Source organism: Streptomyces sp. HNM0645 (assembly GCF_030056615.1).
GTDB classification, from domain to species: domain Bacteria; phylum Actinomycetota; class Actinomycetes; order Streptomycetales; family Streptomycetaceae; genus Streptomyces; species Streptomyces marianii.
This window is the reverse complement of sequence record NZ_JASHLT010000001.1, coordinates 164,021-177,801: the sequence shown is the minus strand read 5'-3', so window position 1 is coordinate 177,801 and position 13,781 is coordinate 164,021. Positions and strand designations below refer to the sequence as shown.

Below are 13,781 nucleotides of genomic sequence, written 5' to 3'. Positions count from 1 at the left end.
CACGAGTTGATACTTACAAAGCGCAGCCCGAGCCCAAGGAGGGTCTGATGGCAACTCGCCGCGACGTGGCGCGCCTGGCAGGCACCTCCGAGGCCCTGGTCAGCTACGTCCTCAACAACGGCCCCCGCAAGGTCGCCCCCGCCACCCGTGAGCGGATCCTCGCGGCGATAGACGAGCTCGGCTACCGCCCCAACGCGGTGGCCCGGTCCCTGAAGACCTCGCGGACCATGACCTTCGGGCTGGTCGTGCCCGACAATTCCAACCCCTTCTTCGCCGAGCTGGCCCGCGTCATCGAGGATGTCGGCTTCGCCTCCGGCTACACGATGCTGCTGGGCAACGCGATGGGTGACGACGCCCGTGAGGCGACGTACATCCGGACCCTGCTCGACCGGCGGGTGGACGGGCTCATCGTGGTCCCGATCCACGGCCCGCACAGCTGGGTCGCGGGGCTGTCCGACCAGACGACCGTGCCCCGGCTGGTGCTCGACCGCGAGTTGGAGCTGCCGGGGGCGACCCGGGTGCTCACCGACAACGAGGGCGGCGCGTACCAGGCCACCTCCCATCTGCTCGGTCACGGCCGGGAGCGGATCGGGTGCATCGCCGGGCTGGAGGGCGTGCACCCGACGGTCGACCGGGTCGCGGGCTGGCGCCGGGCCCTCGTCGAGGCCGGGCGGGATCCAGGGAACGCGCCGCTGACGCATGTGCCGTTCGGACGGGCCGACGGGTACCGGGCCGGCCGGCGGATGCTCGCGGACGCGGCACATCCGGACGCGCTCTTCGTGGCGAGTGACGAGCAGGCCATCGGCGTCCTGCGCGCCGCCGCCGAACTGGGGCTGCGTGTCCCCGACGACGTGGCGGTCTGCGCCTTCGACGGTATCGACGGCAGCGAGTACACGGTGCCCGCGCTCACCACCATGCGGCAGCCCTTCGACGAGCTGGGCCGCTCGGCCGTCGAGTGGCTCCTGGCCAAGATCGCCGACCCGGCCCTCCCGGTACAGCGCATCACCCACCCCACCACCCTGATCGCCCGCGGCTCCTGCGGCTGCCCGGACCCCGCCGGGGGCGATTCGATGATCGGTAAGCGCTTATAGCGACGGCGGGCGAGCGGTTAGAGCGGGCGACCGGTCATGGCGCCCGGCTCGGGGCGAAATGCCCGACAAGTACGCCGCGTACGACTCGTACGACCGCCTGACCCGTACGACGGACTACGAACTCACCGTGGGCCCCGGCTCACCTGGCCCCGACCCCAAACTCGGCCCCCGGTCCCAGACTTACGGACTCCCGGACTCCCGGACTCCCGGACTCCGACCCAGCCTCCCCCGGCCTCGGAGTCCGGGCCACCCCCCCGCGCCGCCCCCACCCCGTTTTTACGCAATGACGCGACGAAAGGCACACCCATGAGCACCAACGTCACCGCCAACTCCGGCGCCACCGCCAACCGCACCGCACGCAGAGTCCGTTCCGCCACCGCTGTCGCCGCCGCCGCGACGATGCTGCTGGTGGTGGCCGGTTGCGGCCGGGGCGGGGACAGCTCCGGCAGCGAAAGCAAGTCGGGCGAGGCGAAGATCGCCATCGTCACCCGGAACTTCACCAACCCCTACTGGGCGGCGCTGCGCGACGGCGCGATAGCCGAGGGCAAGAAGCAGGGCGTCAAGGTGGAGGTCCAGGCGGGCGCGTCGGAGACCGACAGCACGGGTGAGAACGCCAAGATCTCCACCCTCGCGGGCCAGGACTACAATTGCTTCGGCGTCGTACCGGTCAACGCCACCAACGTGATCACCCCGCTCGTCCCGGTCGCCCAGAAGAAGATCCCGATCCTCAACCTGGACACCCAGATCGACGCGAAGGCCTCCAAGCAGGCCGGGGTGTCGTACGCCTCGTTCATCGGCTCGGACAACCTGGCGGCGGGTGAGCAGGCGGGCGAGGCCCTGCTGAAGCTCATGGGCGGCAAGGGCGAGGTGGCCCTCCTCCAGGGCATCGCCGGTGAGCAGAACGGCATCAACCGTCAGAAGGGCTTCTCGGAGAAGGTCGCGGGCAAGCTGGACATCGTCGCCACCCAACCCGCCGACTACGACCAGGCCAAGGCGCAGACGGTCACCGAGGCCATCCTCAAGGCCCACCCGAAGATCACCGGTATATTCGCCGCCAACGACACCATGGGTCTGGGCGCCGCGCAGGCGGTCCGCAACGCCGGTCTGACCGGCAAGGTCTCCATCATCTCGGTGGACGGCATCACCGCCGCACTGAAGGCGGTCAAGGCGGGCACCCTCAGCGGCACGATCTCCCAGTACCCTTACGCCGAGGGCCAGTTGGCCGTGCAGGCCTGCATCAACCTGGTCGCCAAGAAGAAGGTGCCCACCCGGATCGTCGCCCCGATCGCCCTGATCGACTCCAGCAACGTGGACAAGGCGATCAGCTCCTTCCCTCAGCCGTTCGTCCCGTTCGACAACCCGCTCACCTCGGCCGGGAAGTGAGCTGATCATGGCTGACACCCTGGCGCCGGGACGGCTCGGCCTGGACTTCTCGTTCGCGGCGGCGGCACGGTTCGCCGCCCCGATCGGGCTGGGCGTGGTGTTCCTCGTCTTCTTCATCGCCACGCCCGACTTCCTCACCACGTCCAACATCAGCGACCTGCTGGTGTCCGCCTCGATCCTGCTGGTCCTCGCCATGGGCCAGCAGCTGGTGGTCACCGTCGCCGGTATCGACCTCTCGGTGGGCTCCAACCTGCCCTGGTCGGCGGCGGTCCTCGGGTACGCCTACACCAGTGGCTGGGGACTGACCGTCTCCGTCGGCCTGGCCCTGCTGGCCGGGCTGGCGGCAGGCGTGGTGAACGGTCTGCTGGTGGCCCGGCTGAACATGACCGACTTCATCGTCACCCTCGGCTCGCTCTCCGTGGTCAGCGGTCTCACCCTGCTGTTGACCAGCGGCAACACCGTCCCCGTGAACTCGGACTTCCTGCGCGGTCTGGCGATCAACGGCATCGGCCCGCTGCGCTGGTTCTGGGTACTGGCCTTCGCGGTGGCCGCGCTGGTGGGCTTCCTTCTCTACCGCACCCGTACCGGCACCTATCTGCTGTCGACCGGCGGCAACATCGAGGCCGCGCGGGGTGTGGGCATCCACGTCGACCGTATCCGGCTGATCGCGTACGCGAGTTCCGGGCTGGCCTGCGGGGTCGCGGCCGTGCTGTTCGTGGCCCGCACGGGCGGCGCCGACCCCAGCCTCCAGACCGACCTGCTGCTCAGCTCCATCGCGGCGGTGGTCCTCGGCGGGTCCAGCCTGTTCGGCGGGAAGGCCTCCGTGCTCGGCACGGTGACCGGCGCGTTGCTGCTCCAGAGCCTCATCAACGGTTTCACCCTGGTCGGCATCTCGCAGTACTACCAGCCCGTCGCGGTCGGCTCCGTCGTACTCGGCGCGGCCTTCATCTCCCGGTTCCAGAAGTAGGAGAAGCCAGCCATGACGGACACTCCGGCCCGTGCGACGGGCACATCCGCCGCCGCCCCGGCCAGCCAGAACGCCGCCTCGGCCAGTCAAGTCATCTCCCCGCTCGTGGAGATCACCGGGCTGCGCAAGTCCTTCGGCGCGGTCCACGCGCTCCAGGGCGTGAACCTGAAGCTGGCTCCCGGCGAGGTCACCGCGCTGCTCGGCGACAACGGCGCGGGCAAGTCCACGCTGGTGCGCTGTCTGACCGGTGTGCACCCGCCGGACGCCGGCGAGATCCGCTTCCGGGGCGAGCATATCCGGTTCCACTCCCCCGACGACGCCCGGCAGTTGGGCATCGAGACGGTGTACCAGACCCTCGGCCTCATCGAGGACCTCCCGGTCTGGCAGAACCTCTACCTCAACCACGAGCTGACCAGAGGCTTCGGCCCGTTCCGGGTGCTGGACAAGAAGTCCATGATCGCCCAGAGCCGCGCCATCCTGTCCCGGCTGGACGTGAACGTCCCGAACGTACGGGCCACCGTACGGCGGATGTCGGGCGGTCAGCGGCAGTGCATCGCCATCGCCCGCGCGGCCAACTGGGGCCGCACCCTGGTCATCATGGACGAGCCGACCGCTGCGCTGGGCGTCCGGGAGACGGCGGCCGTGGAGGAGCTCATCGACCGGCTCCGCGAGGCGTCGGTGACCGTGCTGCTGATCAGCCACGACATGGCGCAGGTGCTCCGGGTCGCCGACACCGCGTACGTACTGCGCCGAGGCCAGACTGCCGCGCGGCGGGCCGTCTCTGCCACCACGGGTGACGAGCTGGTCGGGCTGATCACCGGGGCCGTGCATGGGGACGCGCATGCCTGAGGCCGGTCCCTCATCCGCCCCCGCACCCGAGCCCCTGACGGGTACGTCACCCCTCGTCGTGGTGATCGGCTCGGTGAACATCGACCACGTCGTCGTCGCCGACGCCTTCCCCTCCCCCGGCGAGACCCTCCTCGGCCGTACCGCGTACGTCACCCTCGGCGGCAAGGGCGCCAACCAGGCGGCTGCGGCGGCCTCCGGAGGCGTTCGTACGGCGATGATCGCCCGGGTGGGCGAGGACGCCGAGGCGGACCGGGCCCGTGCCCGGCTGGTCGCCGGCGGAGTGGACGTCGAGGCGGTGACCACGGTGCCCGGCGCCGAGACCGGTACCGCGTGGATCACCACGGCGGCCGGGGACAACACCATCGTGGTGGTCGCCGGAGCCAACCACCAGTGGCCGTCCGAGGGCGACCCCACCGAGGGCCTCGGGGCTCAAGCGGCCGTCGTACTGGCCCAGTTGGAGATCCCGCTGGACATCGTACGACGCGCGGCGGACACCTGCCGGGGCCGGTTCCTCCTCAACGCCGCGCCTGCCGCCGAACTCCCCGACGACCTGATCGCCCGCTGTGACGTGCTCATCGTGAACGAGCACGAACAGGCGGTGGTGTCAGGGCAGTTGGAGACGGAGGGGGCGGAGGGTACGCCGGAGGCCGCGGCCGCGCGGAAGGCTCACGACGCGCTGCGCGCCCGTGGTGCCAAGGCCGTGGTCACCACCCTGGGCGAGGCGGGCGCGGTCGTCACCGACGCCGACGGCCTCTCCACCGCGCTCCCGGCCGTCCCCGCGACCGTCGTGGACACCACGGGCGCCGGTGACGCCTTCGCCGGGGTGCTCGCCGCCCGGCTCGCCGCCGGTGACTCGCTCCTGGACGCCGCCCGCCTGGGCATCGCCGCGGGCTCCCTGGCCGTACGTCTCCGGCGCGCCCCAACAGCACGCCGACCTGGCCACGCTGCGCGCCCTCACCCCCACCACTCCCCCTACCGAAGAGGACTGAACCCGTGCAACGCAGCGGCATCATCCACCGCGAGCTGGCCGGGCTGATCGCCGGTCTCCGCCACACCGACACCTTCGTGATCAGCGACGCCGGGCTCCCCCTGGCACCCGACACCCCCGTCGTGGATCTCGGCTACCGGTACGGCCGCTCCCCGTTCCTGGACGTCGTCCAGACCGTGCTCCACGAGATCGTTGTCGAGCACAGTTGGGTGACCGACAAGGTCCGCGAGGTCAACCTCACCGTCCACACCGGCCTGCGCTCCTTCGGGCTCGACCCCGAACTCGTCGACCACGACGAGTTCAAGGCCAGGGTCCGGGACGTCAAGTTCGCCGTACGGACGGGTGAGGACACCTTCTACGCCAACGTGATCTGCCGCGCGGGGGTCCCCTTCACCCCGTGACTGCCGCCTGCGTGACGATGAGCCCCCGCGTCTCCTGGTCGCTGGCGCCTGTGTTGCGGGCGTCGAACAGGCGTTGCGCGTACGCAGAGGGAAGGTGCCCGGCGAGCCGCCGGAAGCGTCCGTCGTCGGTCGTGCCGACCGGCCCGGTGTACCCGAAACGGGCCCTCGTCTCCACCGTGATCCCGCCGGTGGTTGCGGCCTGGCGCTGTCGGCGCCTGCGCACCTGCGGCTGCCAGCGGGCCCGCACCGCTTCGTCGATCCCCGCGGCGATGTCGGCGCGGGCGTGCTTGCGGGCGCCGCGCCAGTAGCGGTTCACGGAATCGGCGGTGACGCCGAGTTCCTGCGCGACGGCCTTCGCGCTGCCTCACAGCCACGAAGTGCGGGCGGCCAGCGCATCGGCGCCCGTGGTGCGTCCCACGGCTCTGGTTCCTCAGTGTCGGTCAGCTCGTCCAGGGAATCGAGGTCCACGGAGCCGCCGGGATCACCTGGTGGATGCGTGGGTAGCCGTAGGTGCCGCAGATGACGAGCGACACTCCAGCCGCGCCCAGGTCTCCCCCTGCAGGAACGACAACACCGGCACCGGAGCGGCGGCTCGATGCGGTCCGGACGCTCGCGGACCACGGCGTCGACTGCGCGGTGCTGATGGCACCGGTGATCCCCTTCCTCGGCGACCACCCGGACCAGCTGCGCGCGACCGTACGGGCGGTCGCCGCGGCGGGGGCGACGTCCGTGACCCCGCTGGTGCTGCATCTGCGGCCCGGCGCGCGCGAGTGGTTCACGGCCTGGCTGGCACGGGACCACCCGCACCTGGTGCGCCGCTGCGAACGGCTCTACGCGGAGGGCGCCTACGCCCCCAAGTGGTACCAGCGGCGCATCACCCGTCATGTGCACGAGCCGGCGGCGGAGTTCGGCATCGGACCGGCACGGCGGGGCGGGCCGAGGCGCATCCCGCCCCCGGCGGAGCCCTCCCTCGCCGAGCCCGCGCCACCCAGCTCACCCTGCTCTGAACACCGCCCGGGACACACCCGACGCCCGCAGCGTGCCCGACCCGACGCCCGTCCGGTCCACCCAGAGCCGAGCAGATACTCACCAAACGGGTCGTTTCCCAGCGAATAATGCCTCACCGGTTGATATCGGGGAAATCTGCCCCGGGGCTCTGCCGCCCGGGCGCGCCCCGCCATCCCGGGAGGACATGTGAAGAGACGGGCAGGAGTGCTGGTCGCCATGGGGGCGACGGTGGCCGGACTGGTGACCGGTGCGCCGTCCGCCGCGACCGCGGGCCCCGTGGCCCCGCACGCCGCGGCGCTGAAATGGGCCGGCTGCGCGACCGAGGAGCACCCGAGGCTCGAATGCGCCTCGCTCCAGGTGCCGCTGGACCACGACGAGCCGCAGGGTACGAAGATCACGCTCGCGCTGTCGCGGATCCGGCACACGGCGAAGACGTTCCAGGGGCCGCTGCTGGTCAACCCGGGCGGTCCGGGCGCCTCCGGGCTGAAGACCGCCGGGTTCGTCGCCGCCTCGCTGCCCGCCGGTCTGGCTGCGCAGTACGACGTGATCGGCTTCGACCCCCGCGGGGTGGGCAGGTCGCGTCCGGCGCTCGACTGCCGTCCCGGGCACTTCGAGCCGGTACGCCCCGACTCGCTGCCGCTGGACCGGAAGACCGAGCTGGCGAATCTCTCCAGGGCCCGATCCTTCGCCCTGGGCTGTGCGACCCGGCACGCCGAACTGCTGCCCCACATGAGCACGGTCAGCATGGCGAAGGACCTCGACCTCGTCCGGCAGGCCCTGGGGGCCGCCAGGATCAACTATCTCGGGTACTCCTACGGCACCTACCTCGGGGCCGTGTACGCCAAGCACTTCCCCGGGCGCGTGCGACGCGCGGTGCTCGACTCCGTGGTCGCCCCGGACAAGGTCTGGTACCGCGCCAACCTGGCCCAGAACCTTGGATTCGACGCGCGCCACAAGGCGTTCACCGCCTGGGTGGCGAAGCACCACACGACGTACCGGCTCGGCAGCGACCCGGCGCGGGTGGAGGCCGCGTGGTACGCGATGCGCGCCTCCCTCGCCAAGGCGCCCGTGGGGGGCGAGGTCGGTCCGGCCGAACTCGAGGACACCTTCCTGCCGGGCGGCTACTACAACGGCTTCTGGCCGTACCTCGCGGACGCGTTCGCGGCATTCGCCCGCGGCCGGGACACCGGGCCGCTGCTGGAGGTGTACCGGACCTTCGCCGCGGTCGACAAGAAGGGCGAGAACGCCTACTCCGTCTACGCGGCGGTGCAGTGCAGGGACGCCGCCTGGCCCCGGAACTGGGGCACCTGGCTCCTGGACAACCGGGCTGCCCACGCCAAGGCCCCGTTCTCCACCTGGAACAATGCCTGGTACAACGCCCCGTGTCTGTTCTGGCCCGTGGCACCACTCGACCGGACGGACGTCACCAACGACAAGGTGCCGCCGGTGCTGATCCTCCAGGCCACGGACGACGCGGCGACCCCGTACGAGGGGGCCGTCACCGTCCACCGCGCACTGCGGGGCTCCCGGCTCGTCGTCGAGCAGGGTGGCGGCAACCACGCGACCTCGCTGAGCGGGAACGCCTGCATGGACCGCCATGTGACGGACTACCTGGCCACCGGGAAGCTCCCTCCGGCCGCGGCCACGGGCGAGGCGGACGCGTTCTGCGCGACGGGGAAGGAGCCGAAGCCGCTGAAGCCGGGGTTGCGCAAGGGCCTGCCGGATGCGGACAGGGCCGGTGCCGCGCTGCACCGGATCCTCGGTCACCGCAACTGACGTACCGGTCCGACAGCGCGTCGCCCGGTTCGCGCCCGGCGATACCGGGTGGTCGGGCCCGGCATCGCCGGCGGGAAATCCCGGTGGCGCGCTGTCGGTGGCGTGCGCCAGGATGGGGCCCGTGAACGCGGGCCGCATCCCTCCCCTCGCCACCGGCCGCGGCAGCGCCCCGGGGCCGGTGGGCCACACGGGGATTTTCGTCAGGGAGATGTCGGAAGCCGACTGCGAGGCGGTCGCCGCCGTCCGGGTCGGCGGCTGGCGGCACGCCTAGGCCAGGCTCATGCCGCGGTCGTACCTCGACGCCATGGACGAGGCGGACGACGCCGAGCGGCACCGGGCCCGTCTGGCCGCCGCCGAGGGCGCCGGCGTGGTGCACCTGGTCGCGGAGTCCGCCGGCGCGGTGGCCGGCTGGGGGTGCTGCGGGCCGTACCGCGACGAGGGCACGACGACCGCCGACGGCGAGGTGTACGCGCTCTACGTCCGGCCGGACCGGATCGGCACGGGCGTGGGCCGGGCGCTGCTGGATGCCCTGACGGCCCGGGCCGAGTCGGACGGCAGGCAGGCGCTGCTGCCGTGGGTGCTCCGGGAGAACCGGCGGGCGCGCCGTTTCTACGAGAGGGCGGGATTCCTGGCCGACGGGGCGGAGGAGTCGTTCGAAGTGGCCGGTGTCGCCGTGCCCGAGTTGCGTTACCGCAGGCGGCTGAGTGCCGCGGAGGCGGCGGCGGACAGTCGGGGGTGAGCCAGCGCGGACTCCAGGACCGGACGGGCGCGCTCGTCGGCGAGTGCTCCGAGCCCCTCCACGCAGGCGAGGGCGACGCGCCAGTGCGGGTCGCCGGGGGCGAGTCTCCGGCCCAGGGTGGTGATGAGCGCCGGCGCGGACTCGGGTGCGCGCAGGGTGGTGAGGAGCCGTACGGGGACGAGGGCGTAGGCGACGCGCAGTTCGTTGGTCGCGAGGGCGGCGGCGGCCGCCGCGGTACGGGGATCGCCGAGCCTGCTCAGAGCGCGGGAGGCGGAGAGGCAGCGTTCCGGATCCCGGTGGTTGAGCAGCAGCACGAGCGGTTCGAAGGAACGGCGGTCGCCGGCACAGCCGAGTCGGAATGCGGCTATCTCCCGCGCCCACAGCGGCAGCTGGGTCTGGGTCAGCGCGGTGGCCAGGGCGTCGGGATCCGCTATCGCGGTCAGCCGCCTGTGCAGTTCGTCGTCCGCCGGCCCGGTCAGCTCGCGGCGTGTGCGGCGGGCAAGATCCTCGAGATCCGCGTCCATGCGAGCAGCCTAGGGCCCGCGCCCGCGGCCGGTGGGGCTCTTCGCGGATCGCCACCCCGGGCGGACGCGGCCGCGCGATCGACCCGGTCCGCCGGGGATTGCCGACCCGGCCGTAGACCCGCTCACCCGTGCGACGCGGCCCCGCCGTCACCCGGCGCGGACCCGGCCGCAGGCCCGCCCCCTCCCCGGGCAGCGGCCCGCGCGCCGGGGCCCACGGCCACCCCGCACCCCCGCCCCGGGGGGATCGGGACAGCGCACGCCGCACGCCCTGAAGGCACCGGAACCGCGGACCGGCCCGGTAGCCGGCCGTCCACGAACGCGGCCCGTCGTTCCGCCTGGCGCGGTTCGCCCGGTGGCGGCGCAGATCACATCCGCGCAGGGCTGGCGCGCTCGTTACCCGCGAGTTAATCTCATGTGAGCGGGCAACACCCGCTCTGCTCTCGGCGGCCTGGTGACGCAGCCGCTCGGGGGTGACTCCCCGGCCCCACGGCCCGGGAGAGTCGGTCGGTTCGGCAGTTCAGTACGGCGTGACTCCGGGACAGGGTCCGTCGCCACCTTCATCGCGACACGCACTCTGCGCGTGCCGCGCGCCCCTCCGGTCCGCGGACGCGGACCGCCTTCGGCGCCCTGCGGCACGTACGCCCTCCCTCAGTCGTCACTCACTCCTGGAGTCCCGTGATGGACACCCCTCTCTCCACCATTGCCGTCGTCGGTCTCGGCACCATGGGCACCGGTATCGCCGAGGTGCTCGCCCGGGCCGGGCGTGAGGTCATCGGCATCGACGTCAGCGAGACCGCCGCGCGCCACGCCGTCGCCGCCCTCGAAGCGTCCACCGCACGCGCCGTGCAGCGCGAGCGCCTCACCGAGGAGGAGCGGCGGAACGTCCTGGCCCGTTTCCGTACCTTCTCCGACCTCCAGGCGGCGGCCGAGGCCGACCTCGTGATCGAGGTCGTGCCCGAGTCGTACGAGCTGAAGCAGCAGGTCTTCCGGGAGCTCGACGCCGTCGTCCGCCCCGGGGCGATCCTCGCCACCGGCACCAACGCGCTGTCCGTGACCCGGCTCGCCGCCGACTCGGCGCACCCCGAGCGGGTTCTCGGCATGCACTTCTTCAACCCGGCGCCCGCGATGCGCCTGGTCGAGGTGGTCTCCTCGGTGCTGACCGCCCCGCAGGCCGTGGAGGCCGTCACCGCGCTCGCCCACGACCTCGGCAAGGAGCCGGTCGCCGTCGGCGACCGTCCCGGATTCGTCGCGGACGGGCTGCTCTTCGGCTACCTCAACCAGGCCGCCGCCATGTACGAGGCGAAGTACGCCTCCCGCGAGGACATCGACGCCGCGATGAAGCTGGGCTGCGGGCTGCCGATGGGCCCGCTGGCGCTGCTCGACCTGATCGGCATCGACACGGCCCGCACCGTCCTCGATGCCATGTACGCCGAGTCCCACGACCGGCTGCACGCTCCCGCGCCGATCCTGAAGCAGCTCAGCGAGGCGGGACTGACCGGCCGCAAGTCGGGCCGCGGCTTCTACACCTACGAGGCCCCGGACAGCGGCACGGTCGTCCGCGACGCGCTGACCCCGCTGGAGACCGCACAGTCCGCCGGCGGCCGCCCGGTGAGCTCGGTCGGCGTGGCCGGTTCCGGCACGATGGCCAGCGGGATCGCGGAGGTCTTCGCGAAGGCCGGTTACGACGTGGTCCTCGCCGCCCGCAGCCAGGAGAAGGCGGAGACCGCCAAGTCCCGTATCGCCAAGTCGCTTTCGCGCTCCGTCGACAAGGGGCGGCTGACGGCCGAGGCCCGGGACGAGACGCTGGCGCGGATCACTCCGGCCGGGTCGCTGGACGCCTTCGCCGAGGTCGATCTGGCGCTGGAGGCGGTCGCCGAGGACCTCGAGGTCAAGCAGCAGCTGTTCGCGACGCTCGACAAGGTCTGCAAGCCGGGCGCGGTCCTCGCCACCACGACGTCCTCACTGCCCGTGGTCGCCTGCGCCCGGGCCACCTCGCGGCCCCAGGACGTCATCGGGATGCACTTCTTCAACCCGGCCCCGGCGATGAAGCTCGTCGAGGTGGTCCGTACGGTCCTGACCTCGGACGACGTCCACGCCACGGTTCGCGGGGTGACGGCGAGGATCAGGAAGCACGCCGTCGACTGCGGCGACCGCGCCGGCTTCATCGTGAACGCCCTGCTGTTCCCGTACCTGAACAACGCGATCAAGATGGTGGAGGAGCACTACGCGACCCTCGACGACATCGACGCGGCGATGAAGCTCGGCGGCGGATACCCGATGGGGCCCTTCGAACTGCTCGACGTGGTCGGTCTCGACGTCTCCCTCGCCATCGAGAAGGTGCTGCACCGGGAGTTCCGTGACCCGGGTCTGGCCCCGGCGCCGCTGCTCGAGCACCTCGTGGCCGCGGGCTGCCTGGGCCGCAAGACGGGCCGCGGCTTCCGCGAATATGCCCGGCGCTGATTCCGGCCGCGCGAACGGAGCGGGCGGCCGACGGCGGGGAGCCCGGGTCGGCGAGCGGGTCGAGGGCCGAGCCCGGCAAGGCGGAGGAGGAGAGCGCCGGGGGCCCCTCCCGGGCCCGAAGGGCCTTGGGGGACTCGCTGCGCGCGACGACGACGCAGCCGGGCGGCAACCGTCGGCCCGCGACGCCGCGGACCCCGGTGCCGGCCGCCCGGCCTGGGGCGGGCTGCTGGACGGAGCGGGCAGCCCTCCCCTGGAGGCGCAACCCCCTGCGCGGATGCAGTACGTTCAGGGCATGTCCCAGCCCGCTGACGCCCACCGACGCACCACCCGGAACTCCGCCGCGCCCGCGACGTCCGACGCCCCCGAGAGCGCCGCGGGCAGCCGCGCCGCCGCCCAGCGGCTCAAGATGCGCCGGGAACTGGCGGCGGCCGCGATGGAGCTGTTCGCGACCAAGGGGTACGAGGCGACGACCGTCGACGAGATCGCGGCGGCGGCCGGGGTCGCCCGGCGCACCTTCTTCCGGCACTTCCGCTCCAAGGAAGAGGCGATCTTCCCCGACCACGACGACACGCTCGTGCGGGCCGAGGCCGTGCTGAACGCCGCTCCGGCCCATGAGCACCCGCTCGACACGGTGTGCCGGGGCATCAAGGAAGTCATGAAGATGTACGCGGCGTCTCCCGCGGTGTCCGTCGAGCGGTACCGCCTGACCCGCGAGGTACCGACGCTGCGGGAGCGGGAGATCGCCTCGGTGGCCCGCTACGAGCGGCTCTTCACCCGCTATCTGCTGGGCCACTTCGACGAGCGCGACCACCACTACGGCAACGACGACCCGCTGCTCGCCGAAGTCGCGGCGTCCGCGGTGGTCACCGCGCACAACCATGTGCTGAGGCGCTGGCTGCGGGCGGGCGGCCAGGGCGATGTGGAGGCCCAGCTCGACCACGCCTTCGCCATCGTCCGCGAGACGTTCGGCTCCGGTATCGGCGCGGGCCGCGCCGGGGCGGAACGCGCCCCCGCCGCCGCGCAGGTGCGGACGGGCGACGAGGTCCTGGTCGCGGTGGCCCGCACGGACGCCCCGCTGCCCGAGGTGATGCGCACGATCGAGGAAGCGCTGCGCCGCCGCTGACGGCGTCGCGCCGGGCGGCCCGGCCGTGCCGCTGCCCTCCGGGGCGTACGGTTCCTCCGGCTCCGGGACGCCCGGCTCCGGGACGCCGGGCTCCTTGCGCCGGCCTGATCCCGGCCCGCCGACCGCGGACGGCCCGGCGCGCTCACGCCGCGCGGGAACCGGGACACGGCGCGCCGACCGCGCGGGGGCTCGCCGACGCGAACCGGCCGGGCCCGCCGGACGGCTGCGGCATGCGGGACGCGACCGCCGGCCCGTCCTCCACGAACACGGCTGCGAGCGGCACGAGTTCCGCAGTCCGGCGGCGCCCGAGGCCGTCCCCGTGACCCCGCATCACCACCTGTGCGCTCCCCGGCCGGCCATCACCGGACGGATCCCGGCGAGGGCCGCCGCGGGTCCGGCCGGGAACCCGAGGGCGACACCGGAGCCAGGGGCGCGTCCATGACATAGACCACACCGCGGCCACCGAGCGGAC

At 72.7% G+C, this 13,781-nt stretch carries 11 protein-coding genes and 2 pseudogenes; 11 read left to right on the top strand and 2 right to left on the bottom strand.

Annotation, left to right across the window (positions count from 1 at the left end; genetic code table 11):
• Positions 1–47 precede the first annotated feature (47 nt).
• The 6 genes from QMZ92_RS00785 (at position 48) to rbsD (ending at position 5,679) form a co-directional block, all read left to right on the top strand.
• Entirely contained in the window at positions 48–1,091 is a 1,044-nt protein-coding gene (locus QMZ92_RS00785) for a LacI family DNA-binding transcriptional regulator (protein ID WP_283295244.1), read from the top strand.
• Positions 1,092–1,397: 306 nt separating this feature from the next.
• Positions 1,398–2,474, top strand: a complete 1,077-nt coding sequence (locus tag QMZ92_RS00780; RefSeq protein WP_283295243.1) for a sugar ABC transporter substrate-binding protein — start codon at positions 1,398–1,400, stop codon at positions 2,472–2,474.
• A 7-nt stretch (positions 2,475–2,481) separates the two neighbouring features.
• Positions 2,482–3,441 carry an ABC transporter permease gene (locus QMZ92_RS00775; protein ID WP_283295242.1) on the top strand — a complete coding sequence of 320 codons (960 nt, stop codon included), beginning with the start codon at positions 2,482–2,484 and terminating at the stop codon, positions 3,439–3,441.
• Between the two features lie 12 nt (positions 3,442–3,453).
• A complete protein-coding gene (locus QMZ92_RS00770) occupies positions 3,454–4,290 on the top strand; it encodes an ATP-binding cassette domain-containing protein (protein WP_283295241.1) in 837 nt (278 codons plus the stop codon).
• Positions 4,283–5,326, top strand: a complete 1,044-nt coding sequence (locus QMZ92_RS00765; protein ID WP_283295240.1) for a ribokinase — start codon at positions 4,283–4,285, stop codon at positions 5,324–5,326. The genes QMZ92_RS00770 and QMZ92_RS00765 overlap by 8 nt, the downstream gene beginning before the upstream one ends.
• A complete protein-coding gene (rbsD, locus tag QMZ92_RS00760; protein ID WP_283295239.1) occupies positions 5,284–5,679 on the top strand; it encodes a D-ribose pyranase in 396 nt (131 codons plus the stop codon). Before QMZ92_RS00765 ends, rbsD begins: the two co-directional genes overlap by 43 nt.
• Before the next feature lie 16 nt (positions 5,680–5,695).
• On the opposite strand, the pseudogene tpg reads toward rbsD, so the two are convergent.
• Positions 5,696–6,043: pseudogene (gene tpg, locus QMZ92_RS00755) on the bottom strand (telomere-protecting terminal protein Tpg); the annotation flags it as partial.
• A gap of 206 nt (positions 6,044–6,249) precedes the next feature.
• Between tpg and QMZ92_RS00750 the strand changes: the two are divergent.
• From QMZ92_RS00750 to QMZ92_RS00740, 3 genes and pseudogenes are all read left to right on the top strand, one after another.
• Positions 6,250–6,669: pseudogene (locus QMZ92_RS00750) on the top strand (radical SAM family protein); the annotation flags it as partial.
• A gap of 204 nt (positions 6,670–6,873) precedes the next feature.
• Entirely contained in the window at positions 6,874–8,463 is a 1,590-nt protein-coding gene (locus tag QMZ92_RS00745; RefSeq protein ID WP_283295238.1) for an alpha/beta hydrolase, read from the top strand.
• Positions 8,464–8,743: 280 nt separating this feature from the next.
• The gene (locus QMZ92_RS00740) at positions 8,744–9,202 is read left to right on the top strand and encodes a GNAT family N-acetyltransferase (RefSeq protein WP_349307694.1); all 459 of its coding nucleotides are present in this window, start codon (positions 8,744–8,746) and stop codon (positions 9,200–9,202) included.
• Here the strand turns inward: QMZ92_RS00740 and QMZ92_RS00735 are convergent.
• Positions 9,151–9,726 (bottom strand): HEAT repeat domain-containing protein, encoded by a 576-nt coding sequence (locus QMZ92_RS00735; RefSeq protein WP_283295237.1) that lies wholly within the window; start codon positions 9,724–9,726, stop codon positions 9,151–9,153. The genes QMZ92_RS00740 and QMZ92_RS00735 overlap by 52 nt on opposite strands.
• A 678-nt stretch (positions 9,727–10,404) precedes the next feature.
• On the opposite strand from QMZ92_RS00735, the gene QMZ92_RS00730 reads away from it, so the two are divergent.
• Positions 10,405–12,186, top strand: coding sequence for a 3-hydroxyacyl-CoA dehydrogenase family protein (locus tag QMZ92_RS00730; RefSeq protein WP_283295236.1), 1,782 nt, complete (start codon positions 10,405–10,407; stop codon positions 12,184–12,186).
• A gap of 292 nt (positions 12,187–12,478) precedes the next feature.
• Positions 12,479–13,309, top strand: a complete 831-nt coding sequence (locus tag QMZ92_RS00725) for a TetR family transcriptional regulator (RefSeq protein ID WP_283295235.1) — start codon at positions 12,479–12,481, stop codon at positions 13,307–13,309.
• The last annotated feature ends 472 nt before the right edge of the window (positions 13,310–13,781 follow it).